Source organism: Labrys sedimenti, from assembly GCF_034424805.1.
GTDB lineage: Bacteria > Pseudomonadota > Alphaproteobacteria > Rhizobiales > Labraceae > Labrys > Labrys sedimenti.
Map to the genome: position 1 here is coordinate 326,283 of NZ_JAXOUF010000003.1, position 25,301 is coordinate 351,583.

Consider the following 25,301-nt stretch of genomic DNA (forward strand, 5'->3'; position numbering starts at 1 on the left):
CGGCGATCATCGATTGTGCGGCGCCGATTTCAGCCGTTCGCGGACCATCCTGGCGATCGGTTTGCGACGGCCGCCGAAATGGTGGCCGGCAGGGGCATGCAGGGGGGTGGGCGCCTCCATCGATCCTCGCCGATGGAGGCTGTGGGGCTTACTCCGCCGCTTCGGCCAGGATGGGAAGCCTGGCCGGTTCATGCGCCTCGGCGCTTGCCGGAGCGAGGGCCTGGGGCTGGGCCGGAATGCCGGTCCACACCGTCGAGGCCGGGAGTGCCTCGCCCTTCATGATCAGCGTCAGCAGCGCGACCTGGGCGAAGGGGCCGATCTCGGTGTCGTAGAGCACGGTTGCTCCGGTGCCCACCGTGGCGCCCTCGCCGATGCGGATGCGGCCCACCTTCATAACCCGGTCCTCATAGAGGTGGGTCTGCGGGCAGGAACCCATGTTGAGCACGGCATGATCACCGATCTCGGTGCAATCGAACTCGCAGATGTCGGTGGTGTTGATCCAGGTGCCCTTGCCGATCTTGGCGCCGAAGGGACGCAGCAGCCAGGGCAGGAAAGGCGTGCCCCTGAGATAGTCGAGCAGCATCTTGCTGGCGAGGCCGCCATAGATCACCGCAACGCCTTCCGTGCGCATGGCCCACCAGGACCACATCGGCCGCATCATCGGCTTGTAGGTGCCGATCAGGAGCCATTTCACCGCGACGGCGGCCAGATACATCAGGCCGGAGATCGCCAGCCCGGCGACGAGGAAGATGCCGGTGGCGGCCAGCCAGGCGCCCTGCGAGATCACCGAGGCCAGGATGTCGGCGGTGATGTAGGCTGCGGCGATCAGCACCGCCGTCGGCAGCGAGGTGTGCAGCGTCTCGAACATCACACGCAGGAGCTTCATGCGGAAGGGCGGCGCATAGGTGGTGCCGGCGGCAGCCGCCACCTTCTGGCGGGTCGGCATGGCGATGGGCGGGCTGCCGAGCCAAGTCTCGCCGCTACCCACCTTCAAGGAGTCGGGCAGGCGCGACTTGATGCCGATCAGGGCATCGTCTTCGACCACCGACCCCTGCGACACCACCGAGGAATTGCCGAAGAAGCAGCGGTCGCCGGTCTTCAGGCGCTTGAGGATCATGCGGCCGTTGCGGATTTCCTCGTCGCCGAAGATCGTCTCGTCGCCGATGAAATTGTCGCGGCCCATCTCGATCAGGTCGTATCGCCCGGCAAAGCTGGCCGAGATCTCGGTACCCTTGCCGATTTTGGCGCCCATCATGCGGTACCAGTTGCGCATGAACACGGTGGCGTAGAGCGAGTTGAGTGTCTCCAGCAGGGATTCGGTGGACAGGCCGATCACCCATTTGCGGAAATAGAGCGAACCGAAGATCGAGTAGGAACCCTCGCGCACCTTGGGCAGCAGCAGCCAGCGCAGGGCCACCATCACCGCCATCGAGACCACGATCAGCGCGAGCGCTGCCGGCCAGGCCGCGACCGCTACCAGGCTCCAGGACAAGGGCTGATCGGGATCGGCACCGAACAGGGTTTCGACTTCCGAGAACAGCGAGAAGGCGGGGAAGATCGGCAGGAGGCCGATGACCAGGCACAAATTGTAGGCGATGAAATAGCCAACTGCCTGGGTGGCGCGGCCAAGGCGACCGAGGCGGGGATGCTCCGCCGGATCGTCCTGCTCGGCGGGGCCAATTTCGGTGGCGGGTGCGCCTTCCCAATGGGTGCCCGGCGCCACCATCGTGCCGGGCGGCAGGGCGGTGAGGTCGCCGATCTCCGCACCGTCGCCGATGACGACGTCGCCGCCGATCACACTGCCATTGCCGATGCGTGCGCCGGCGCCGATCTCGATGCGGCCGACATGGACCTCGTTGCCGATCACCTCGACATTGGCGAGCTTGAGCTTGGTGCCGAGGCTCGCCCGGTCGCCAATGGTGACGAGGTCGATGGCGCCCTCCTCGAAATCGTCGATCATGGCGTCATCGCCGATGCGGGCGCCGAGGGCACGCAGATAGATGCGGATCAGCGGCGAGCCCTTGAGGAATTTCGGCGTGGTCAGCTGCACGATGCGCTGCATCAGCCAGATGCGGAAATAATAGGGGCCCCAGAGCGGATAGACGCCGGGCCTGGTACGGCCGATCACCAGCCATTTCAGGCCGATCACCGCCAGCTTGATGGCCAAGTTCAGGAAAACATAGACCCCGCACAGCACGGCAAGCTCGGTCAGGATGGAAGCGTTGTCGCCCACGAGCAGCATGCTGGCGAGCAGCAGGCCGATCCATTGCACCGAGACGAGGGCGACGATGAAGGGCAGCGTCACGGCCTGGGCCAGGCCGCACAGGAAGCGCCGGGCGAGCGGCACCGGTTCGAAGCTGCGGTCCGGCGGCGGCGCGGCCGCTGCAGCAGCCGCGCTCTCGTCCAAGGCCTTGGCGAGGTTGCGCAGAGTGCGATGGGTATAGAGGTCGCGGATGGCGATGCCGGACAAAGCCGGCACGCGGCGAACCTCTGAGACGAAGCGCGCCGCCAGCAGCGAGTGGCCGCCGAGTTCGGTGAAGAAATCGGCCTCGAAGTCGACCGTCGGGGCGCGCAGCAAGTCCTGCGCCGCCTTGAGCAACTGGGCTTCGGTCCAGGAGCGCGGGGGCTCCTGCTCGCCGACCGTGGCCTGGCGTTCCGGCACCGGCAGGGCGGAGAGGGCCTTGCGATCGACCTTGCCCGACGGCAGCACCGGCAGCGCATCATGGAGCTGGAAGGCCGAAGGCAGCATGTAGCGCGGGATCTTGGCAGCAAGGTCACGCTTGATGCGGTCGAGGTCGATCTCGCCCTGCGGCACCAGATGGGCGACCAGCGTATCGCCGGCCTCGCTCTGGTTGGCCGTCACCACCGCGGTGCGGATGGCGGGATCGGCAGCGAGCAGGCTTTCGATCTCGCCGAGCTCGATGCGATAGCCGCGGATCTTGACCTGGCTGTCGATGCGGCCCTGGAAGACGATCCGTCCGTCCGGCTTGAGGCTTACCGCATCCCCGGTGCGGTAGAGCACCGGGTCGGAGCCGTCCAAGGCAAACGGATTGGCAATGAACTTGGCCGCCGTCATCTCCGGCAGGTTGAGATAGCCCATGGCTACGCCGGGGCCGCCCACCAGCAATTCGCCGGTCTCGCCGGGCGCCAGCAGGTTGAGCTGATCGTCGACGACATAGGCGGTGTAGTTGGGGATCGGGCGCCCGATCGTGACGTCGTCGCCGGCTTCCAGCTCGGTCGAGGTCGCCACCACCGTGGTCTCGGTGGGGCCATAGGTGTTGAGGAGCCGCCGGCCGGGCCGGGCGAAGCGGGCGACCAAAGCGGGCGGGCAGGCTTCGCCGCCCAGAATGATGGTGTTCAGCCCGGCGACGTCCCGGCTGAACATGGACAGCAGGGTCGGCACCGTATCGATCACGGTGATGCCCTCGGCCTCGAGCATCTGGGGCAGGGCGTCGATGTCCTGCAGCACGGCGGCGCCGGCGATCTTCAGCGTGGCGCCGACCATATAGGGAATGAAGATCTCTTCGAGCGAGAGGTCGAAGGCGATTGAGGCCTGCTGGAGCACCACGTCATCGGCCGTGATGCGCAGGCGCTCGTTGCCGGCGCGCAGATAGTGGCAGATGTTGCGATGGGAAACCTTGATGCCCTTGGGCTTGCCGCTGGTGCCGGAGGTATAGATGGCATAGGCCGCATCGGTCAGCGCCGGCGCATGGCCGGCGGGGACGTCGCGGCGCGGATCGGCCAGCAGCGTCTCGATCGTCACCGTCTCGGCCTCGACGGCGGCATATTTCTCGGCCTGCGGCGCATGCGAGATCAGAAGGCCTGCACTAGCGTCGACAAGGCTCGCCGTCACCCGCTCGGGCGGAATGTCGGCATCGAAGGGAATGAAGCTGGCGCCGGTCTTGATCAGGCCGAGCAATGCCACATGCAGGTCGATTGAGCGCTGGAACCAGAGGCCGACGAACATGCCGGCGCCGACGCCGCGACGGGCCAGGGCGGCGGCGACCCGATCGGAGCGCTCATCGAGCTCGCGATAGGTCAGGCGCTCTCCGCTGCCGATGGCACCGAGGGCCTGCTTGTCGGGAAAGGCCGCGGCGGACGCCTTGAAGATCGTCGCCAGGGTTTCGTCGCGGAGAAGGTCGGGACGCTGCTCGCCGCGAACCACGGCGAGGGGCCCGGCGGCATTTACTGGTACAGGAAAAGACAACACACGCGTAATCCTTCGGCCGGCGATTCGGATGGTGGCCAAAATCGTTTCCAGCTATTCTAGCGAGGTGCGCGTTGCGAGCGTCTGACAGCGCCTGCAAGCCAATTGCAAGCTTGGTTTCGGTAGACTGTGAAGCAAGACTATCGAAAGCAACCTGCAAGTGACCCAACAGTTGCGGAATACCCGGCGAGGCCCGTCGGGAGCCTTGCCAGCTATCCTGCTTAGGAGATTCATGACGGCTTTTAACGCCAGGTCTTTTAGCGTGAGGTCCAGCGCCTGTGCCGGACTGTTGCTGACAATCGCTTGCTTCATGCCGCCGCTCGAAGCGGCGATGGCCGGCCCTGCTCATCACGGCCAGCCCAGCGGCGTGTTGATCCGCCGCCCGGGGGCACATTCGTTCAAGGATATTTCGGCCGCGGTTGCCCGCGAGGTGCCGGGACGCATCCTGCGCGTGCGCGAACTGCGGCGCGGGGGGCGCCTGCTCTACATGGTCCGCGTTCTCAGACCGGACGGCAAGAGGCGCGACGTGCTTGTCGATGCGGTGACACTGGCCTTGGTCGATAAATAGGCCTAATGTCCGGCCCGGCTCGACGACCCGTTTCCTCGCCCGGCCGTGTCAGCCCATGAGATCCTAGCCCCGTACCATGCGCATCCTGGTCGCCGAAGACGAACGAGCCATCGTCGACGATATTCGTCGCAGTCTCGAAGCCCAGCAATATATCGTGGTGACAGTGTTCGACGGCGAGGAAGCGCTCTTTGCCGGCGAGAACGAGCATTTCGACCTGGTGATCCTCGACCTCGGCCTGCCCAAGCTCGATGGGCTGACGGTGCTCAGGCGCTGGCGCCTGGCACGGCGCGGCATGCCCGTGCTCATCCTCACCGCGCGCGACGATTGGCGCGACAAGGTCGACGGCATGGATTCAGGCGCCGACGACTATTTGACCAAGCCCTTCCGCATGGAGGAACTGCTGGCGCGTGTCCGGGCTCTGGTCCGCCGCGCTTCCGGCCAATCCTCCCCCGTGCTGTCGAACGGCGTGCTGGAACTCGACACGCGCCAGCGCGCCGTCTCCTTTTATGGCAGCCCGGTGCAGGTGACGCCGCTGGAATATCGCCTGCTTGCCTATCTCCTGCACAATGCCGGTACCGTGATGTCGCAGTCGCAGATCACGGATTCGATCTACGACCAGGACGTGGAACATGATTCCAATGCCCTCGAAGTCGTGGTCGCCCGGCTGAGGCGCAAACTCGACAACAGCGTGATCGAGACGCGCCGCGGCCAGGGCTACGTCATCCCGGCCGAGCCTCAGTGACCGTGACCTCCTTCTCCCTCAGGCGGCGCATGCTACTCGGCTCGGTGGTGGCGATCGTGGTTGCCACCATCCTGGCCGGCATCGGCATCGATGCCATCTCGGGCCTGGCGATCCGGGCGCTCGAACTGTCCGAGATCGAGGACGAGATGCGCCTCCTGCTCGGCAGCATCGAGGTCAATGCGTCCAACCAACTCACCATCGACGAGGGGCCGCAGGATCCGCGCTTCGAATTGCCCAATGGCGGGCTCTATTGGCAGGTCGGGCGCGGGGGTAATGTCGAGCTGCGCTCGCAGTCGCTGTGGGATCAGGGGCTGCCCTGGCTGCAGGCAACGGCGGCCAAGGGCGGCGGCAAGGTCAACGATCTCGTCGGGCCGAATGGCAGCCAGCTCCTGGCGGTCGAACGCTCGATCGTGATCTCGACCGCGAGCGGCGACCAGACCGTCAATGCCCTGATCGCGCTCGACAATGCCCAGCTCTCGCCGGTGAAATGGCGCTTCTTCTATGCGATGGCGCCCTCGCTCGCCGTGCTGATGGCGGCGCTGCTCGGGGCGGTGATCGTCTTCCTGCGCTATGGCTTCCGTCCGCTCGACAAGCTCAGCGTCGAATTGCTGTCGCTGCGCAGCCGTCCGGCCCGCAAGATCAGCGGGCGCTATCCCGACGAGATCCAGCCTTTGATCGACAATCTCAATGCGCTGATCGCTTCCCGAGAGGCGCAGCTCATCGAGGCGCGCAGCCGGGCCGGTGATCTCGCTCACGGCCTGAAGACGCCGCTTGCCGTGCTGGAAGCCACTGCGCGTTCCCTGGCCGATGGCGGGCAGGTGACCGCGGCCAATGCTATCCGCGACGAGGTCTGGCGCATGGATGCCCAGGTCAAGCGGACCCTGGCGGAGGCGCGGGCGAGTCTCGCAGCGGCGCAATTGTCCGGACGCGTCGATACCCATGCCGTGCTGTCCAAGCTGGTATCGACCATGCACAAGCTCTCGCGCGACAAGGACATGAGGTTCGGCCTCGAAGCTCCCCAGGGCGTCGTGCTCGCCATGGATGAGAGTGACTTCACCAATATTGCCGGCAACCTGCTGGACAATGCCCGCAAATGGGGAAATTCCCAGGCAAGGGTACGCCTGACGGCCGAGACGGCCTCGCCCGTGATTGTCCTGTCGATCGAGGATGACGGGCCCGGCCTGCCGCCCGATGCCGAAAAGTCCTTCATCGAGCGGGGCAAGCGCCTCGATGAAAGCGTGCGCGGCACGGGCTTCGGCCTTGCCATCGCCAAGGACATCATCGAGGCCTATGGCGGCGAACTCCACATCGCCAGGTCGGGTCTCGGTGGCCTTGGCGTCGAAGTGCATCTGCCCAAGCGGTTGATCGTCACCGATGCGGGCGATGTCGCCGCCGCCGGCGAAGGGCGACCCTCGGCCTGAGGCCCGGTTGTTGCTGCTCACAATGCGAGACGCATCACCTGGCGACGCGACCCGGCCCTGCCGGCAGGAACGAAGCCGCGCCCTGCGAACAATTTGACGAAACCCATGAAACGGTAGCTGGGCGAGCCGGGATCGACCGGATAGGCTTCGGCCACCTGCGCGCCCTGGCCGCGGGCATAGGCGATGGCGCCATCGAGCAAGGCGCGGGACAGGCCGGCCTTGCGGTGGTCGCGTCGCACGAAGAAGCAGGTGATCGACCAGATGCCTGCCTCCCCGTCGTCCTGGTTGGGCGAGAGACTGAGGAAGCTCTCGCGCGGAGCCACGGAGCACCAGCCGACGGGCTCGCTGTCGAGATAGCCGAGAAGCCCGATCGGCGTGCCGGTTCTGACCCGGTGGTGGAGCGCCTGCTTGCGGGCGGCGTTGTCGGCCGAACCCCGTTCTTCCATCGGACGCCAGGCCATGCACCAGCAATATTTCGGCGCACCCCTGCCTTCGAAGAGCGCCTCGAAATCGGACCAATTGGCCGCGGTGACGGGCCGGGCAGCGAATGTCGGAGCGATCATGCCGGCTACCCCCTGATTGTCCGCGGCGCTGGCTTCGCCCATGCCCGGATCCGTGGCGTCCAGTCTTCGGCATTTGGGGCGATGATGCCAGCCGTGATTTTGGATGCCGAGCCGGCGAACCGTCATATGGCTGTCACGTCGAAGCGGCAGGGATAAAACGTGGCCTTGCTTCTGCACAGCTGTGCAAGAGAGGCTGGCCCGTCAGTAAAATCCGTTTTCGTACTATGGGAGCGGATTCCAACCACTCAGGATCAAGCAGGCGATTGCGATGGAATGGCTCTGCGCTATTGACAGGAGTTTCGGGCAGAGCGAGCATTGCACAGCTGTGCAATCAGACATGGCGATGAGGAAACGAGAAGGGACGGCACCTCGGGCTGCAGGCATCCTGCCCGACCCGGGTTCTGCCCGCGGGAGGGTGTGCCATGAAGCCGAGTGACCAATCCCTGGTGATGGCTCCTTCGGTGCCGGCACGGCAACCCTTGCTCGAGGTCGACAGGGCCTCGGTGCGGCTGGGCAATACCCAGGTCTTCGAAGATCTGAGCCTGACGGTGGGCGAAGGCGAATTCGTCGCCCTGCTCGGCTCGTCGGGCTGCGGCAAGACCTCGCTGCTGCGCACCATCGCCGGCTTCATCCGGCCGCGTTCCGGCGCCATCCGCGTACGGGGACGCGACATCACCGGCGAGCCGCCCGATCGGCGCGGCATGGCCCTGGTGTTCCAGACCTATGCGCTCTGGCCGCATATGACGGTGGCGCAGAATATCGGCTATGGCCTCAAGCTGCGCCGGCTGGGGCGCGGTGAGATCGCTGCCAAGGTCAAGGATATCACCGCCCTTCTTGGGCTTTCCGGGCTGGAGGAGCGCAAGCCGGCGGCGCTCTCCGGCGGCCAGCGCCAGCGCGTGGCACTCGGCCGGGCACTCGCCATCAGCCCCGACATCCTCTTGCTCGACGAGCCCCTGTCCAATCTCGACGCACGCATCCGCCTTGCCGTGCGCCAGGAAATCAGTGCCCTGCAGCGGCGGCTCGGCATCACGGCCATCCATGTCACGCACGACCGCGAGGAGGCGATGGTGATGGCCGACCGTATCGTCATCCTCGATGCCGGCAGGATCGCCCAGATCGGCACGCCGGAGGAGGTCTACAACAAGCCGGCTTCCGCTTTCGTGGCCGCCTTCATGGGTGCCGAGAACAGGCTGCGCCTGCAGGCCCGGCCCGCGGCCTCGGGCGAAGGCCTGCTGCAATTGGAAGGCGAGGGGGGCGTGCCGGCCCTCGTCGCACCCGGCCGTCCGGTCGTGTCCGGTGCCTGCCTGGCCCATTTCCGCGGTGAGGCGGCGGAGCTGCATGCATCCGCGCCATTGGCAGGACCGACGCGGGGCTTTCTCGTTCTGCCCGGCGAGGTCGGCCAGGTCAGTTTCCCCGGCGGGTTCTGGCGCCACGTCGTGGCCACCCCGGCCGGCTCCTTCGTCGTCGACGCGCCCAAAGCGTGGTCTGCCGGTTCGAAGGTCAATGTTCATATCCCCGAGACAGGCCTGTTCGTCTTTCCGGACGGGCAAGGCTGAGCAGCAAGACAAGACAGGAGAGTTCGGATGAGACTGACAGCGTTATCCGCGGTCGCGGGGCTTCTTGCCGCCGCCCTGCCCCTGGCCAGCACTATCGCATCGGCGGAGGAGCTGACGGTGATCACGGCGGGCGACCAGAACATGGTCGACTACGTCAACAATTTCCTGGCGCCTGCCTTCGAAAAGCAGAATCCGGGCACGACGGTCCGCGTGGTCGGTACCGGCCCCGGTGATGCCGGCTCGCAGAAGATCGTCGAACGGCTCGATGCCCAGAAGAAGGCCGGCAAGGAGGTCTATGACGTCGATGTCGCCGTCATCCACGAGAAGGTGGCGGGCAAGCTGGTCCAGGACGGACTGCTCGACAAATATCGCGGCAATATCGATACCGGCAAGCTGGTGACGCGTACCAATGCCAGGCTGGCGCTCGGGGCCGATGTCGACGGCTATGTCATGCCGATGTTCAACAGCCAGACCGCCATCGCCTACAATCCGGACCTGGTGGCCAATCCACCGAAGACCTTCGACGAGCTGGTGGCCTGGACGGAGAAGAATCCCAAGCAGTTCGGCTATAACGGCATCAAGGGCGGTGCCTCCGGCGTCTCCTTCGTGATCAGCTGGATCTACAATTATGCCGGCGATGCCAAGGTCCTGCAGGAAGGCCCCTATGACGCCGGCGAGAAGGCCAAATGGGACGATGCCTTTGCCAAGCTGAAGGCCTTCAACAAGAATGTCGCGCTGACCCCCGGCAATGCCGGTACGCTCGACATGCTCAGCCGCGGCGAGATCGCCATGGGCGCGGTATGGGTCGACATGTTCTATTCCTGGAAGGCCAATGGCCAGTTGCCGCCTACCATGAAGCTGGTGCTGCCGGCGCCCGGCATGCCCGGCCAGCCGATGCATTATGTCATCCCCGGCAAAACAGCCCACAAGGCGCTGGCCGAGAAGTTCATCGCGCTCGCCACCAGCCCCGAGGTCCAGGCCAACGGCATCGTCAAGCAGTTCAACTGGTATCCGGGCATCGACGCCAAATATGTCCAGGACAAGCTCGATCCGGCGATCTGGCAGAAGCTGTTCACCGACATCTCGCCGGATGACCTCGCCAAATACGGCAAGTCCTTCCCGATCGGGCCTTACTACGCCGACCTGCTCGAAGCCTATGAGAAGAAGGTGGCGGAGTAGGGCGCCTGTGCCTTCTCCCCTTATGGGTATCGCTTGCTCCAAGTGGAGTGGGCTGGGTGTCCCAAAGGGGCGGATGAGGGGAAAACGCGACAACGGCATGGGTTCGCAGGACCCCTCATCCCCTGCCGGACCTTCTCCCGCAAGGGGAGAAGGTGCTCAAAAATCTCGAGGTTTCACCCCATGGCCCCTTCACGCACCGCTCCCTCCCTCACCGGCCTGATGCTGGTGGCGCCGGCACTCGCGGTGGTGATCCTGCTGTTCGTTGTGCCGCTGGCCGGCTCGGTCACCGGATCCTTCGCCACGCCGGAGGGGCCGGGGCTCGGCAATTTCCGCAAGGCGTTCGAACTCTACTGGACCGACATGGTCTTCTCGATGGTGATCATCCTGATCTCCACGGCACTGATCGTGCTGATCGCCGTCGCCATCGCCGGTTACCTCACGCTCGGCAACAACCCTCTCGCAGTTTCGATCTTGCGCGGGCTCTATCGCTGGCCGCTCTTCGTGCCCTTCATCGTGGTCGGCCAGATCCTGCGCACCTTCCTGGCCAAGAACGGGCTGATGAACTCGCTCCTGATCAATGCCGAGCTGATCACGCCGCTGCAGGCGGTGAGCTTCCTCGACTGGCGGGGCATCGTGATTGCCTTCGTCTGGAAGCAGATGCCCTTCGTCACCCTGCTCACCGCCGGCGCCATGGCTTCGCTCGACCGCTCCACCATCGAGGCCGCCCGCAATCTGGGCGCCTCGCGCCTGCGCATCCTCCTGGAGATCGTGGTGCCGCAGGTCGCCTCCACGCTGCTGGTCGGTGCCGTGCTCAGCCTGGTGACGATGATGTCGGTGCTCTCGGTACCGTTGATGATCAATGCACAGTCGCCCACCATGATCACCGCCGACATGGCCTTCCGCATCAATTCCTACGGCGACTACGGCGTCGCCAATGCGCTCGGCCTGCTCTCGCTCGCCTTCACCGGGGCGGTGGCCTGGATCTATCTCCGGCAGACCATGAAGGAGAATGCGCGATGAGCAATACCGGTCACGCGCTTGCCGCCAGCAACTGGCGGATCGACTGGCTGTGGATCCCGCGTGGCATCGGGCTCGGCCTCCTCGCCTTCGCCATCTTCGGCCCGCTCGCCAATCTCCTGCTGTGGACGGTGGCGGAGCGCTGGTATTTCCCGCACAGCCTGCCGCTGCAATATGGCTTTTCCTTCTGGCCGCGCGTGTTCGCGCCGCGAGGCGATGCCCTGGCCTCGCTCGGCACCAGCGTCTCCATCGCCCTGCTCACAGTGGCCTTGTCCCTCAGCCTTGCGGTTCCGGCCGGCTATGCGCTGGCGCGGCTGAGGCTGCCCTTCCGCGCCGCCATCCTCCTTCTGCTGCTCCTGCCCCAGGCCTTTCCCAACCTGCCCGTCTACGTCAACATCGCACGGCTGTTCTACGAGATCGGCCTGAACGGCACGGTCCTCGGCGTGGTGCTCGTCCACACCACGCATGGCCTGGTCTATGCGGTGTGGATCGCCACCGCATCCTTTTCCGCTGTGCCGGTGGACCTGGAGGAGGCCGCGCGCTCGATCGGGGCCAGTGGCCCCCGCGCCTTCCGGGATGTCGTGCTGCCGCTCGCGGCGCCGGGCCTGATGGCGAGCGCCATCTTCGTCTTCCTGGAATCGCTGGACGAGTTCACCGGCACCTATTTCGTCGGCGCGCCCGACATCAAGACCATGCCGCTGCTGCTCTATACCGCCAGCGCCGGCGGTAATTACCAGATCGCGTCGATCACGGCCCTGGTACTGCTGGTGCCTTCCATCGCCTTCATGTTCGTGGTCGAGCGCTTCCTCAGCGCCGACGTGCTGGCCAAGGTGGGGCGCTGAGATGGCGGAAGGCATGCATTCGGTCTGGCTGATGCCTGTGGCCGAGGACGAGCTTATGCTCGCTACCATCGTCACCGAATTGGCCGAGAGGTTCGGCACGCCGGTCTTCCAGCCGCATCTGACCCTCGTCGAGGACCGGCATTGCGACGAGGAGGAGCTGGCGCGCCAGCTTGAGGCCGTCGCCGCCGGCATCGCGCCCTTCGCCGCCGATATCCAGGCGGTCGGCATCAGCGATCTCTTCTTCCGGGCCTTCTATGCGCGTTTCGAGCGCGTAGGACCCGTACTCGAACTGAAGCGCCGTGCCATCGCTTCGATCGCGGCCTCTCCCATCGAGAACTTCATGCCGCATATCTCGCTGGCCTATGGCGTGGTGGATGATCCAAGCCGGCAGGCGGCGGCGCGGCAAATCGAGGCGCGCCTCAAGGGAAAGGCTATCCGTTTCGACCATATCGCCGTGGTCCGGTCGGCACAGAGCATTCCGATCGAGGACTGGGCAATCAGGGCGACAATTCCACTGAGGTGAGAAGCCTGCTTTTGCCTCTCACTTCTGGCAGTGCCGGCACCAATAGGTGGAGCGCCCCGATTGCACCAGCCGCTCGATGGTGCCGCCGCAGTCCGGTGTCGGGCAGGCTTCGCCCTCGCGGTCATAGACGCGAAAACGATGCTGGAAATAGCCGAGCGAGCCGTCCGTATGCCTGTAGTCCTTGAGGGTCGAGCCGCCGGCCTCGACCGCTTCGGCCAGCACCTCGCGGATCACGCCGGAGAGGCGTTCCGCCTGCCCGTCGGCAAGCGTGCCCGCGGCTCGCTCGGGTGCGAGGCTGGCCCGATGCAGCGCCTCGCAGACATAGATGTTGCCGAGCCCGGCGATCAGGCCCTGGTCGAGCAAAGCGGCCTTGAGCGGGGTCATCTTGCCGGCGAACAGGCGGGCGATGGTCTCGCCGCTCAATTCGTTGCCGAGCGGCTCGATGCCCATGGCCTTGAAATGGCGCGAACTCTCCAGCCCGGCGCGCGGCACCAGATCCATGAAGCCGAAGCGGCGCACATCATTATAGGTAATGGTGAAGCGGTTGGAGAGGCGGAAGACGACATGGTCGTGCTTGGTGTCCTCCTTGACCTCGTTTGCGAATTCACCCGGCTCCTCCACGCCGCCATCCGGGGCTGTGATCAGGAAACGGCCGGTCATGCCCAGATGCATCACCAGCACCTCGCCGGAAGACAGGTCCGCCAGGAGATATTTGGCGCGGCGCCCCATCGAGAGGATGGTCTGGCCGGCGAGGCGGCGGGTGAAATCGGCGGGCAGGGGAAAGCGCAGATCCGGCCGCCTTGCCTCGACCTCGATGAAACGGGCGCCCGTCATGGCCGGCTCCAGGCCGCGGCGAACGGTTTCGACTTCGGGCAGTTCGGGCATGATTCCTCCGGCGCAAGCTGAGGCAGACAGATAGGATGAAGCGCAGCCTTGCGCCAGATGCGGTTCACCTTGGCCTTGCGATGGTCTATAGCACCCGCAGACCTTGTCCGGAGTTCACCCGATGACCGCCAGCACCGACACCCATTTCGGTTTTTCCACCGTGAGGCTGGAAGAAAAGCAGGAGCTGGTGGACGATGTCTTCCACAAGGTGGCCGGGCGCTACGACCTGATGAACGATCTGATGTCGGGCGGGCTGCACCGGCTGTGGAAGGATGATCTGGTCAATATGCTCAACCCGCCGCGCCAGAGGCCCTTCCGCCATCTCGACGTGGCGGGCGGCACGGGCGACGTCGCCTTCCGCATCGTGAAGGCCGGCGGCCCGGATACCCACGTCACCGTGCTCGACATCAACGGCTCGATGCTGGAAGTCGGCCGCCAGCGCGGCGAGGAGCGCGGCCTAGCCGGCCAGCTCGATTTCGTCGAGGCCAATGCCGAGGAACTGCCCTTCGAGACCGGCACTTTCGATGGCTACACCGTCGCCTTCGGCATCCGCAACGTGCCACGCATCGACAAGGCGTTGGCGCAGGCCTATCGCGTGCTCAAGCGGGGCGGGCGCTTCCTGTGCCTGGAATTCTCTACCGTCGACCTGCCCGGCCTCGACAAGATCTATGACCTCTATTCGTTCAAGCTGATCCCGCCGATCGGCCGCATGGTCACAGGCGATGCCGAGCCCTATCGCTACCTGGTCGAATCGATCCGCAACTTCCCCAAGCCCGCCGCCTTCTCGGCCATGATCCGCGAGGCCGGCTTCTCGCAGGTCAGCCACCGTTCGCTCACCGGCAACATCGTCGCCATCCATTCGGGCTGGAAGCTGTAGGCGGAAAGCACCTGCGATCTCGGGGGCACGTCACCTGCCCGAAATTTATGCCTGCCCGCTGCGATTTTCGGTTGGCGAAGCAGGGTCCTTCGTTGTTCGATAGGCATAATCGAACAATGTGGGGGCGGGTTTGGCTGGAGCGGTCGATCTCTCGGCTTTGAAGGATGCTTTGGTGGTGCTCGGCACCGCCGGTGTCGTAGTGCCGCTCGTGCGCCGTCTGCATGTCAGCCCGGTCATCGGTTTCCTGGCCGCCGGAGCCGTGATGGGCCCGACCGGCGTCGGCGCGCTCTCCTCCTATGTGCCCTACATCGACTGGATCGCCATCAGCGAGCGCGAGACCATCGCCCGCATCGCCGAGTTCGGCGTGGTGTTCCTGCTTTTCGTCATCGGGCTCGAGCTTTCGCTCGCCCGCCTGATGACCATGCGCCGCCTGGTCTTCGGCCTAGGCGGCCTGCAGGTCGTGGCTTCCACCGTCATCGTTGCCGTGCTCGCCCGTCTGGTACTGCCGTCCGAAGCCGCCCTGGTGGTCGCCGCGGGCCTGGCCCTGTCGTCCACCGCCATCGTGGTGGAGGTGCTGGCGGGGCAGAAACGCATGGCTTCGGCCACGGGGCGTGTCAATTTCGCCGTGCTGCTCCTGCAAGACCTCGCTGTGGTGCCCGTGCTGTTCCTGGTGGGGACGATGGGTGGGCACGCCGACCGCTCCGTGCTGGTCGGCCTCGGCTATGCCCTCGGCCTGGCAGTGCTCACCATCGCCGCCATCGTCGTCGCCGGGCATTTCCTGCTGCGGCCTTTGTTCCGCCTGGTCGCCAATCCGGAGAATCCGGAACTCTTCATCGCCGCCACTTTGTTCGTGGCGATCGGGGCCGGCGTGGCGGCGGCAAGCGAAGGGTTGTCCATGGCCCTCGGCGCCTTCATCGCCGGGCTGCTGCTGGCCGAGACCGAATATCGCCGCGCCATCGAGGCGACGATCGAGCCTTTCAAGAGCCTGCTGCTCGGCGTGTTCTTCTTCACCGTCGGCATGAGCGTCGATCTCGGCGTGGTGGTCAGCTACCCGCTGCTGATCTTGGGCGCCGTGCTGGCGCTGGTGCTGGTCAAGGGCCTGTTGATCTTCGGCCTCTGCCGGCTCTACCGGCTGCCCAAGGCCGTCTCGATCGAAACCGCCTTCCTGCTGGCCTCGGCCGGTGAGTTCGCCTTCGTGGTGTTCACGCTCGCCACTCAGCTTTCCATCCTCACGGCGGAACAGTCCGCGCTGGTTGTGGCCATCGCGTCGCTTTCGATGGCCTCGATCCCCCTGCTGGGCGTGCTCGGCCGTCGTATCGCCAAGCGCTACGAACTGGCTGTGCCGGTTGAGGCCGCGGCCCTGGAAGGACCGCCGGAGGACAAACAGCGCCGTGCCATCGTGGTGGGGTATGGCCGCGTCGGCCGCCTGGTGGCCGAAATGCTCGCTGAGCACAAGATCGCCTATCTCGCCGTGGATGCGAACGCCAAGGCGGTGGCGCGCTGGCGCGAAGACAAGAAGCCGGTCTTTTGGGGCGATGCCACCAACGCCGCCTTCCTGGAACGCTGCGGCCTCGCCGAAGCCTCGGCCCTGGTCGTCACCATCGACCAACCCCGCCAGATCGAGGCGGTTGTCACTACCGCGCGGGCGCTACGGCCGGATCTCGTCATCGTGGCGCGCTCGCGCGATGCCGATCATGCCAGCAAACTCTATGCGCTGGGCGTCACCGATGCCGTGCCCGAGACCATCGAAGCGAGCCTGCAACTGTCCGAGGCCGCCCTTGCCGGTCTCGGTGTGCCGGCAGGGCCGGTGATCGCCTCCATCCATGAGCGGCGCGATGTCTTCCGCCGCGAACTGCAGACGGCGGCCGGGCGGGAAACCCACGCCGTGAAGCCCAAGCGCACCCGCCGTTCGGCAGTCACTCCGTCCTAGAGCAAAGCGCGTTCAAGCGTGAACGCTTATTTGCCCTAGCTCTTTGATTCGACGCGTCTTTGCGATTCTTGGTGACTCCGTCAAATCGCAAAACGCTATAGAGCCTGGTCGCGCCGGGGATGACAAAGTCGTTCCTTGCAAACGGGTGCTTCGAAACCTTCGTCAGCGCTTCAGGAATTCGGCGAATTTCTCGGCATAGTCGGGGTGCCAGCGCGACAGAGGCGGGCGGTTCTCGATGACGTCGCCGGCGGCCCAGGCGATGCGGCGTTCGTCGAGCGAGCGCGTGACCTCGTTGTCGGGGCACAGAATATAGAAATCGCCGGCTTCCAGGCGTTCCAGCATGAAATCCACGGTCTGCTCCGGCGTCCAGGCTCCGGCCGGCTTGTCGGTGCGGCCCTTGGCGGCGAGCGGCGTGAAGACGAAGCCCGGGATCAGCAGATGGGCTGAGATCCGGCAGCCCTCGGTGTTGCGCAACTCGTGCTGCAGGGCTTCGGTGAAAGCCTTCACCGCCGCCTTCGAAACATTGTAGGCGGGATCGCCGGGCGGCGTGGTGATGCCCTGCTTGGAGCCGGTGTTGATGATGAGGCCGGGGCGTCCCCGCGCGATCATGCCGGGCGCAAAGATCTGGGTGCCCTGGATCACGCCCTTGAGATTGACCGAGAAGATGCGTTCCCAGGTCTGGTCCTCGCGGGCATCGAACAGTTTCGAGCCCGGCTGGATGCCGGCATTGTTCATCAGCACATCCGTGCCACCGAAGTGCTCGTTTACCTGCCGCTGGAGGCCGAGCAGGGCCTCGACGTCGCTGACATCGGTGGCCGCGGCGAGTACGGCCTGCCGTCCCCCTGGTGCGGCTGCCGCGATCTTCTCGGCGGCTGTCGCAAGTTTCTCCTCGCCGAGATCGGCGATGGCGACCTTGAGGCCGAGGGAGGCGAACTTGACGGCCGCGGCGAGACCGATGCCGCTGGCCCCGCCTGTCACGACGGCGACAGAGCCAGGCACGAGTGCTGGATGGGACATGGTGATGCTTCCTTGCAGGAACTAAGACTGTTCAACGCTGCTGAAGGGAGGTCCTGCAGCGCTGACATCACAACGACATGCTTGCATGTCGTGATGCCTGCTCTTGTAAACACCGGGCCGGGGATGAGGAAGCCGTCGCGACATGCACACACGTCGCTGTGATATCAGGGCTCTCGGAATGTCCGTAGGAATCAGGCGCTCTTGCCGAAGGAGGCGATCACCCCCTCGGCCATGCGCACGAAGCGGGCGCTCGGCCCTTCCACGCCAGAGCTCTGGCGGCTGACACGGGCGCCCTCTAGCAAAAGGTGCAGGGTATCCGCGACCAGATCGGGCTGGTCGAGACCCGCATCCCGGCAAAGCGTGGCGATGCGGTCGCGATGCCTCTTCTTGAATTCCTCGACCAGGCGGCGGGCAGGATGCTCCTCGCCCGAGAGCTCCACGGCGGCATTGGCAAACTCGCAGCCCCGGTTGTCGCTCTCGATGTAGTCGGCGCATTTGCCAACCCAGGCCAGCAACTGGGCATGGGCATCACCGGGGTGTTCGGCCTCGAGCTGGGCCCAGCGAGCCTGGTTGTCGATCTCAGCCGCCCGCAGGCATTCGACGATGAGATCGTCCTTCGAGCCGAAATGACGATAGAGCGTCATCTTGTTGGTGCCGGCGACCTTGGCGATGGTATCGACGCCGATGGTGTTGATGCCATGTCGGTGGAAGAGGTCGCGCGCAGTGACGACGATGCGGTCTCGCGGACGCTGTCCGGGGCAGCAGGGTGACTCTTCGCTTTGTTCCAAAATTTTCTGGCTCATGGCTTGACCAAACTGTTACCGACCTGTAACAGTGTCGCTGTTACTGATCGGTAACAGCTTGGTAAGGCGTCGTCAAGGCCGTTTCGTCATCGCACTGCGATCCAGCCTTGTTAGAGAGACAATTCACCAGGAAACGACACATCGTCAAACGGATTCGGCGGAGCATGGACCCATGTTTCCGCGCTGGAGGAGTCATGGCTCAGCAGGGCTGCAATATGACCATCGATCAGCTGCTGAACGACCCGTTGACGCTTGCCCTCATGCGGGCCGACGGGGTCGATCCGGTTTCATTGAGGACGATGCTCGCCGGGCAGGCCCGCCGTCTCGCCGAAGCGCAGGACGTGCCGCCGATCCTCCTGACATTTTCTGACACCGTCATGCCACATGGTGGCATCCAAGGCGGCTGACGCAGAGCTTCACCATGGTCAATTATTTCATTCAACGTCCGATCTTCGCCTCGGCCATCGCCATCATCATGGTGATGGCGGGGGCGATTGCCTATTTCCTGCTGCCGGTCGCCCAGTTTCCCAACATCACGCCGCCCCAGATCCAGGTCAGCGCCTCCTATCCCGGCGCCAGCTCGCAGGTCGTCGCCGATACGGTGACCACGCCACTCGAGCAGCAGATCAACGGCGTGCCCGGCATGATCTACATGTCCTCGGCCAGCTCCAATGACGGCTCGTCCAACATCACCGTCACCTTCGATGTCGGCTATCCCCTGAACATCGCGGCGATGGACGTGCAGAACCGCGTGGCCCAGGCGGCCTCCTCGCTGCCGGCGATCGTCAACCAGTCCGGCGTCTCGGTCACCAAGGCCAATCCCAACTTCGTGCTGATCGTCGACCTGACCTCACCCGACAATTCGGTCGATTCGGTCGCGCTCAGCAATTACGCCTATCTGCAGATCGTCGATCCCCTGAAGCGCCTGCCGGGCGTCGGCGACGTCAGGATCTTCGGCGAGCGGCGCTATTCCATGCGCATCTGGCTCGATCCCGACAAGCTCGCCAATCTCGGCATCACCGCCGTCGACGTGCAGAATGCCGTCGCCGAGCAGAACGTGCAGGTCGCGGCCGGCAAGATCGGGCAGAATCCGGCACCGGCAGGCACCGCCTTCGAAATGCAGGTCAACGCCACCGGCCGCCTCAGCGACCCGGAGGAGTTCGGCAACATCGTCGTCCGCGCCAATCCGGCCGGCGGTTCGGTGGTGCGTCTGCGTGACGTCGCCCGCATCGAACTCGGCTCGCTGCAATATTCGTCCTCGGCCTATCACGGCGAAAAGCCGATGGTGGTGCTCGGCGTCTTCCAGGCGCCCGGCTCCAACTCGCTCAAGCTGAAGGAAGCCGTCGAAGCCAAGATGAAGGAGCTCTCGGCGCGCTTCCCCAAGGGCATCGAATATTCGATGAAATACGACACGACCCGCTTCGTGTCGGCCGCGATGGAGGACGTCGTCAAGACGCTGGTCGAGGCACTCATCCTCGTGGTCCTCGTCGTCTACATCTTCCTGCAGAACTGGCGCACCGTGCTCATTCCGGTCATCGCCATCCCGGTCTCGCTGATCGCGACCATGGTGGTGATGCTGGCCATGGGCTTCTCGCTCAACATGCTCTCGCTGCTCGGCATGGTGCTCGCAATCGGCCTCGTCGTCGACGACGCCATCGTGGTGGTGGAGAATGTCGAAAGACAGCTCGAGGCGGGGCATCCGCCCCTGGAAGCGGCCAAGATCGCCATGAAGGAAGTCACCGGCCCGATCGTCGCCACCACGGCGGTGCTGATGGCGGTGTTCGTTCCCGTCGCCTTCATTCCCGGTGTCGCCGGCCAGCTCTACAACCAGTTCGCCCTGACCGTGGCGATCTCGGTCGGCATTTCCGCCTTCAACTCGCTGACCCTGAGCCCAGCCCTGTCGGCCGCCTTCCTCAGCCACAAGCCGGCCTCTCGCTTCTTCCTGTTCCGCTGGTTCAATGCCGGCTTCGACAGGCTGTCGCACGGCTATGCCGCCTCGGTGCGCGGCTTCATCAAGCTGCGCTGGCTGATGATGGGGGCGTTTGCCATCGTGCTGGCTGCCACCTACTGGATCTCGACGCGGGTGCCTTCCACCTTCCTGCCATCGGAAGACCAGGGCTACTTCTTCGTCGTGTTGCAATTGCCGGATGGCGCCTCGCTCGAACGCACCGATGCCGCCGCCAAGCAGGTGCGCCAGATCCTGATGGCAGAACCCGGGGTCGAGGACATCATGTCGATCTCGGGCCTGAACTTCCTCACCAACGCCCAGCAATCGAGCGCCGCGGTCGAGTTCGCCATCCTCAAGCCCTGGGATGAGCGTGGCTCCGGCCTCAGTGCTACCGATATCGTCAACAAGGTGCGTCCGAAGCTGTTCGGCATTGCCGATGGTTTCGTGCTGGCCTTCGAGCCGCCCTCCATCCAGGGCCTCGGCACCACCGGCGGCTTCGAGTTCCAGATCGAGGATCTGAACGGGCGCGGTCCGTTCGCGGTCAACGAGGCGGCGCAGGCCCTGCTCGCCGAGGCGCGCAAGCAGCCCGAGCTCAATCCGCAGACCCTGTTCACCACCTTCTCGACCTCGACGCCGCAGTTCAACTACGACCTCGACCGCAACAAGGCCAAGCTCCTGGGCTTGAACCTGCCGGATATCTTCAACACCCTGCAGATCTATCTCGGTTCGCTCTATGTGAACGACTTCAACCAGTTCGGGCGTACCTTCCGCGTCACGCTGCAGGCAGACAAGGATTCGCGTGCCGATCCCGGCGACATCAGCCGTCTCTATGTCCGCAACGCCACCGGCAACATGGTGCCCCTATCGACGCTGGGCTCGCTGAAGCCGATCGTCGGGCCGGAGACGGTGACCCACTACAACAATTACGGCGCAGCCCTGATCAACGGTGCCCCCGCACCGGGTTACTCGTCGGGCCAGGCCATCGAGGCGATGCAGAGGGTCGCAGCCGCGACCCTGCCGAACGGCTTCAGCCATGAATGGACCGGCATCACCTTCCAGGAGCTCAAGGCCGGCTCGATCGCGGCGGCGGTGTTCGCCCTTGCCATCGTGTTCGTCTTCCTGATCCTGGCCGCCCAGTATGAGAGCTGGTCCATGCCCTTCATGGTCCTGCTCGCGGTGCCGCTCGGCCTGTTCGGTGCGCTGCTCGCCATCTGGCTGCGCAGCATGCAGCTCGACGTCTATTCGCAGATCGGTTTCGTCATGCTGATCGGCCTGGCGGCCAAGAACGCCATCCTGATCATCGAGTTCGCCAAGCATCTGCGTGAACAGGGCCATGGCATCGTCGAGGCGGCGATGGAAGCCGGCCGACTGCGCCTGCGTCCGATCCTGATGACGGCCTTTGCCTTCATCCTGGGCGTGGTGCCGCTGGTGAAGGCGACTGGTGCCGGCGCGGCCAGCCGCCAGTCGCTCGGCACGGCCGTGTTCGGCGGCATGCTGGTGGCTACCGTGCTGACGCTGGTCTTCGTGCCGGTGTTCTACGCCATCATCGAGCGTTGGCGCGAGCGCCGGCTCTCCGCCAAGAGAGATTCACACCATACCGACAGCACGCCTGACGAGTCCGAGGACGCCTTGCCGCCCCGGATCCAGGCCGCCGAATAAGGGGATACCGATGCGTATCTGGAAAATCGCTACCGCCATCGTCGTGGCCGCCGCCGCCGGCGGGGGCTACTACCTCAAGGACAAGCCGCATCTCATCGCTGCCGGTCAGGAGCTCCTGGCCGGGGTACTGAGCAAGCCGGCCTCTGCCAATCCGGCGCCGGCCATGCAGGCCATGCCGGTGCCGGTGGCCTCCGTGGTCAAGAAGTCCATTCCGCTCTTCCTTTCCTACCCCGCCCGTACGGAATCGATCCGCAGCATCGCCCTGCAGGCCAAGGTCTCGGGCTATATGCTCGACCAGGCCGCGCCTGACGGCACCGATGTGAAGCAGGGCGACGTCCTCTATCGCATCGACGCGCGTGATTATCAGGCCGCGCTGGCGCAGGTGAAGGCCCAGGCTGAGCGCGATACCGCTGCACTCGACTATGCCAAGACCAGCCTCACCCGCGGCAACGACCTCACCAAGACGGGCTTCCTGTCGAAGGACCTGTTCGACCAGCGCACCAGTGCGGTCAAGCAGGGCGAGGCGACCCTTCTTGCCGACAAGGCGGCGATCCAGGCGGCGGAACTCAACCTCGACTATACCGAGATCAAGGCCCCCTTCGACGGACGGATGGGCCGCAACCAGGCCGCGGCCGGCACGCTTGTCAGTCCCGGCGGCACCGTCCTCAACACGCTGGTACAGCTCAGCCCGATCTATGTGACGTTCACGCCGACGGAAGCCGAACTCACCCAGATCCTCAAGGCCAAGGCGGCGGGCAAGGTCCTGGCCGACATCGTCGTGCCCGGCCAGAACGAGGCGAGCCATCAGGGCGAGCTCACCTTCCTGGACAATGTCGTCGACCGCGCCACCGGCACCATCACCGCCCGGGCCACCACGGCCAATGCCGATCGCAGCCTGCTGCCCGGCCAATATGTCAATCTGCGCCTGAGCATCGGCGAGCGGCCCGATACGCTGCTGGTGCCGCAGGCAGCCCTCGGCTCGAGCCAGCTCGGCAAATATGTCTATGTCGTCGGCGAGGGCAACAAGGTCGAGATGCGCCTGGTTGAGCTCGGCCCGGCGCAGGGACCGCTCATTGCGGTGACCAAGGGGGTCAAGGAAACCGACCAGATCATCGTCGGCAATGTCCAGAAGATCTTCCCTGGCGTGCCGGTGCAGCCCCTGCCGCAGAAGGCTGGAGCCTGATTCTTCCAGCGGACGACGAGGCCTCGCCTCGGCCCGTCGCAGCGCAGCCTGGCCGGCCCGGACACAGTTCTCGGCCGGCCTTTTTAACTCCGACCGCAGGGGTGTTTCGAGGCCGGAATATTTTGCGTGGCAATACTATTTCCAGTCGTTGCATTCTTTCTCGCTTCGCTCTTTATTTGCGAAGTCAGTGCAATCGGAGAAAGTATTGCCGTGAAGATCGCTCTTGCTTTTGCCTCTCTTATGGTTGCGTCAATTTCAGCGGGGTGCGTGACAGACAATGCTCCTGTCGGTGCCAATCTGAGGGCTAACTCTGCTTTTACGCATCATGCGGAGTCGGGGAAAGACGTTGAGTTTTATACGGCCTACCAGTTCAAGACGCCCTGTGACACGAATTCGGCTGTACCCTCAGTAAAGATTATTGTTCCACCGCAGCATGGAACGGCCACCGTCATTCGAAAGCTAGGCTATACCAACTATCCGAAATGGAATGATAACTATCGATGCAATAGTGTTAAGGTGCCGATGGCAGCTGTAAATTATCGATCAAACCCGGGCTATGTCGGGGTGGATACGCTTCAATTGCGCACGGACTTTATCAATCCAGCGGATAATCCGCCGGAGAGCATCGCCGTCACGATTGAGGTTGCACGTTAGCGACAACAGGGGCCTGCGGTATCAAGCTCGATGCCGAGATTCCATCCCGTAGGCTCGTTGCGGCTCTGTCGTTCATTCCGGACGCAGGGATTTTGCCGTGCAGCGATGCCATCGATAGGCGGCGGCGTCGGGATCGTCCTTGCGGCCGAAACACCAGCCTGCCTTGGAGAGTTGCCGCGTGAGGGCGTCGCGCCGATCACAGGCCAGCTGCGTGGCGGGATCATCGCCGCTGCCGCCCCGGCATTGGCTGTTCAGCGCTTTCCAGTGGTCTATTGACGTGTTTGGCTGGGCCGCAAATGCCGGTTGTGGCGCAAGGACGAGGCCTGAAAGCAGGAAAGCGAGCGAGGCGAATCTCATCTGGGCGACCTCCGATGCCGTCTGCCATCCAGGTGTAGGCGGGGCTCGAGAATCAAGCTGTTTCACCGGAAACTTCCGCCGGGTTCGCCGCAACGCTCAGCCCGAAGTCGCACTCCTTGGCACTGCGAGCCGCCTGGCGCACCAGGCCGTGAATGGTCGCCGCGGCGGTGGAATCGATGATCGGCACGGCCGAGAAGTCGATGATGGTCGTCCTGGGATGCTCGCCGATGCGATCGAGGGCGGCGGCGACCGTCGCGGCCGCGCCGAAGAAGAAGGCGCCGGAAATCCGGTAGGCGATCACGTCGGGATCGCTGGCCAGGCCGGGATCATAGGGCAGAGGCTCCTCTGCGCTGGGAACATCGGGCTGGTCTTCCTCGACGACCGGTCGCAAGGTCTCGATTTCGACGGACTTCGCCATCCGGTGCAGGAAGAGGAGGGAATCAAGGGCGAAGCCGATAAGGATACCCTCGGTGAGGTCGCGGAAGACGACGACCAGGAAGGTTGCGATCACCACCACGGCGGCGCCACGCGAAGCGCGCACCAGTGTGGCGAACTGGTGGCGCTCGAACATGTTCCAGCACACCACCGCCAGAACCGCCGCGAGGGCCGCCAGCGGGATATAGCTCGCAAGTGGGGCCGCCAGCAGCATGAAGGCCAGCACGAAAAGCGAATGCAATATGCCCGAAACCGGCCCGCGCGCGCCGGCCCGGACATTGGTCGCCGTGCGGGCGATGGTGCCGGTGACGCAGATGCTGCCGAACAGGGCCGATGCCATGTTGGCGATCCCCTGCGCTACCAGCTCGACATTGGAGCGGTGGCGCCGGCCGCTCATGCTGTCGGCCACCACGGCGGAAAGCAGGCTCTCGATACCGCCCAGCAGGGCGAAGGCGATCGACGTCGGCAGGAGCTCGATGATCTTGTCGAGCGACAGGGCCGGCAAATGAGGAGCTGGTAACGAGCGAGGAATGCCACCGAAACGCGTACCGAGCGTTTCAACCGGCATACCAGCCAGACCAGCACGGCTGCCGCGACGGTGGCGAGCAGAAGCCCGTCCACGCCATGCTGCTGCCCAGCCGCGGCGACCAGCACGATGAAGGCACCGGCAGGACCGCCGATCTGGAACCGGCTGCCGCCAAGTGCCGAGACCACGAAGCCGCCGACGATGGAGGTGTAGAGGCCTCGATCCGGCGTCACGCCCGAGGCGATGGCGATCGCCATGGAGAGCGGCAGGGCGACGATGGCGACCGTCAATCCGGCGAGGATGTCGGCCCTCAGCTTGTCCAGCCCGTAGCCTTCCTTGAGGACCGTCACCAGCTTGGGCGTATAGAGCTCACTGAAGCTGGGTTCATGCACCCGGGCCGTCATCGCTT

The 25,301-nt window shown here is 64.8% G+C and carries 20 protein-coding genes and 1 pseudogene; 14 read left to right on the plus strand and 7 right to left on the minus strand.

The window, feature by feature from the left end; all coding sequences use genetic code 11:
• Positions 1–148: 148 nt before the first annotated feature.
• Positions 149–4,210 (minus strand): Pls/PosA family non-ribosomal peptide synthetase, encoded by a 4,062-nt coding sequence (locus tag U1R88_RS13155; protein WP_322431622.1) that lies wholly within the window; start codon positions 4,208–4,210, stop codon positions 149–151.
• A gap of 286 nt (positions 4,211–4,496) precedes the next feature.
• On the opposite strand from U1R88_RS13155, the gene U1R88_RS13160 reads away from it, so the two are divergent.
• From U1R88_RS13160 to U1R88_RS13170, 3 genes are all read left to right on the plus strand, one after another.
• Positions 4,497–4,775, plus strand: a complete 279-nt coding sequence (locus U1R88_RS13160; RefSeq protein WP_322431623.1) for a PepSY domain-containing protein — start codon at positions 4,497–4,499, stop codon at positions 4,773–4,775.
• Positions 4,776–4,851: 76 nt separating this feature from the next.
• Positions 4,852–5,517 carry a response regulator transcription factor gene (locus U1R88_RS13165; RefSeq protein WP_068292966.1) on the plus strand — a complete coding sequence of 222 codons (666 nt, stop codon included), beginning with the start codon at positions 4,852–4,854 and terminating at the stop codon, positions 5,515–5,517.
• Positions 5,514–6,938 (plus strand): sensor histidine kinase, encoded by a 1,425-nt coding sequence (locus tag U1R88_RS13170; protein WP_322431624.1) that lies wholly within the window; start codon positions 5,514–5,516, stop codon positions 6,936–6,938. The genes U1R88_RS13165 and U1R88_RS13170 overlap by 4 nt, the downstream gene beginning before the upstream one ends.
• Positions 6,939–6,955: 17 nt before the next feature.
• Here U1R88_RS13170 and U1R88_RS13175 read toward each other — a convergent pair whose 3' ends face one another.
• Entirely contained in the window at positions 6,956–7,543 is a 588-nt protein-coding gene (locus tag U1R88_RS13175; RefSeq protein WP_322431625.1) for a GNAT family N-acetyltransferase, read from the minus strand.
• Between the two features lie 380 nt (positions 7,544–7,923).
• Here U1R88_RS13175 and U1R88_RS13180 point away from each other — a divergent pair, with 380 nt between their 5' ends.
• The 5 genes from U1R88_RS13180 (at position 7,924) to U1R88_RS13200 (ending at position 12,618) form a co-directional block, all read left to right on the plus strand.
• Positions 7,924–9,057 (plus strand): ABC transporter ATP-binding protein, encoded by a 1,134-nt coding sequence (locus U1R88_RS13180; protein WP_322431626.1) that lies wholly within the window; start codon positions 7,924–7,926, stop codon positions 9,055–9,057.
• A gap of 27 nt (positions 9,058–9,084) precedes the next feature.
• Positions 9,085–10,236, plus strand: coding sequence for an ABC transporter substrate-binding protein (locus U1R88_RS13185; RefSeq protein WP_322431627.1), 1,152 nt, complete (start codon positions 9,085–9,087; stop codon positions 10,234–10,236).
• 180 nt (positions 10,237–10,416) lie between these two features.
• Positions 10,417–11,256: an ABC transporter permease gene (locus U1R88_RS13190; RefSeq protein WP_322431628.1), complete on the plus strand. Its 840-nt coding sequence runs from the start codon at positions 10,417–10,419 to the stop codon at positions 11,254–11,256.
• The gene (locus U1R88_RS13195) at positions 11,253–12,095 is read left to right on the plus strand and encodes an ABC transporter permease (protein ID WP_322431629.1); all 843 of its coding nucleotides are present in this window, start codon (positions 11,253–11,255) and stop codon (positions 12,093–12,095) included. The genes U1R88_RS13190 and U1R88_RS13195 overlap by 4 nt, the downstream gene beginning before the upstream one ends.
• A gap of 1 nt (position 12,096) precedes the next feature.
• Entirely contained in the window at positions 12,097–12,618 is a 522-nt protein-coding gene (locus U1R88_RS13200; protein ID WP_322431630.1) for a 2'-5' RNA ligase family protein, read from the plus strand.
• Positions 12,619–12,636: 18 nt separating this feature from the next.
• On the opposite strand, the gene mutM is transcribed toward U1R88_RS13200, so the two are convergent.
• Positions 12,637–13,503 (minus strand): bifunctional DNA-formamidopyrimidine glycosylase/DNA-(apurinic or apyrimidinic site) lyase, encoded by an 867-nt coding sequence (gene mutM, locus U1R88_RS13205; protein WP_322431631.1) that lies wholly within the window; start codon positions 13,501–13,503, stop codon positions 12,637–12,639.
• Between the two features lie 121 nt (positions 13,504–13,624).
• On the opposite strand from mutM, the gene ubiE reads away from it, so the two are divergent.
• Entirely contained in the window at positions 13,625–14,380 is a 756-nt protein-coding gene (ubiE, locus tag U1R88_RS13210) for a bifunctional demethylmenaquinone methyltransferase/2-methoxy-6-polyprenyl-1,4-benzoquinol methylase UbiE (RefSeq protein WP_322431632.1), read from the plus strand.
• A gap of 130 nt (positions 14,381–14,510) precedes the next feature.
• Positions 14,511–16,310: a cation:proton antiporter domain-containing protein gene (locus tag U1R88_RS13215; protein ID WP_322431633.1), complete on the plus strand. Its 1,800-nt coding sequence runs from the start codon at positions 14,511–14,513 to the stop codon at positions 16,308–16,310.
• 162 nt (positions 16,311–16,472) lie between these two features.
• On the opposite strand, the gene U1R88_RS13220 is transcribed toward U1R88_RS13215, so the two are convergent.
• Both U1R88_RS13220 and U1R88_RS13225 read right to left on the minus strand, forming a co-directional pair.
• Complete coding sequence (locus tag U1R88_RS13220; protein ID WP_322431634.1) at positions 16,473–17,327, minus strand: SDR family NAD(P)-dependent oxidoreductase; 855 nt, start codon at positions 17,325–17,327, stop codon at positions 16,473–16,475.
• A 191-nt stretch (positions 17,328–17,518) separates the two neighbouring features.
• The gene (locus tag U1R88_RS13225; RefSeq protein WP_322431635.1) at positions 17,519–18,130 is read right to left on the minus strand and encodes a TetR/AcrR family transcriptional regulator; all 612 of its coding nucleotides are present in this window, start codon (positions 18,128–18,130) and stop codon (positions 17,519–17,521) included.
• A gap of 194 nt (positions 18,131–18,324) precedes the next feature.
• On the opposite strand from U1R88_RS13225, the gene U1R88_RS13230 reads away from it, so the two are divergent.
• The 4 genes from U1R88_RS13230 to U1R88_RS13245 all read left to right on the plus strand — a co-directional run bounded on the left by U1R88_RS13230 (position 18,325) and on the right by U1R88_RS13245 (position 23,574).
• Entirely contained in the window at positions 18,325–18,537 is a 213-nt protein-coding gene (locus tag U1R88_RS13230) for a hypothetical protein (protein ID WP_322431636.1), read from the plus strand.
• A 14-nt stretch (positions 18,538–18,551) separates the two neighbouring features.
• Complete coding sequence (locus U1R88_RS13235; RefSeq protein WP_322431637.1) at positions 18,552–21,737, plus strand: efflux RND transporter permease subunit; 3,186 nt, start codon at positions 18,552–18,554, stop codon at positions 21,735–21,737.
• A 10-nt stretch (positions 21,738–21,747) separates the two neighbouring features.
• Positions 21,748–22,920, plus strand: coding sequence for an efflux RND transporter periplasmic adaptor subunit (locus tag U1R88_RS13240; protein WP_322431638.1), 1,173 nt, complete (start codon positions 21,748–21,750; stop codon positions 22,918–22,920).
• Between the two features lie 126 nt (positions 22,921–23,046).
• Positions 23,047–23,574 carry a hypothetical protein gene (locus tag U1R88_RS13245; RefSeq protein ID WP_322431639.1) on the plus strand — a complete coding sequence of 176 codons (528 nt, stop codon included), beginning with the start codon at positions 23,047–23,049 and terminating at the stop codon, positions 23,572–23,574.
• A gap of 72 nt (positions 23,575–23,646) precedes the next feature.
• Here the strand turns inward: U1R88_RS13245 and U1R88_RS13250 are convergent, their stop codons facing one another.
• Positions 23,647–23,931 carry a hypothetical protein gene (locus tag U1R88_RS13250; protein ID WP_322431640.1) on the minus strand — a complete coding sequence of 95 codons (285 nt, stop codon included), beginning with the start codon at positions 23,929–23,931 and terminating at the stop codon, positions 23,647–23,649.
• A gap of 124 nt (positions 23,932–24,055) precedes the next feature.
• A pseudogene (locus U1R88_RS13255) lies at positions 24,056–25,296 on the minus strand (SulP family inorganic anion transporter); the annotation flags it as partial.
• Positions 25,297–25,301 lie beyond the last annotated feature (5 nt).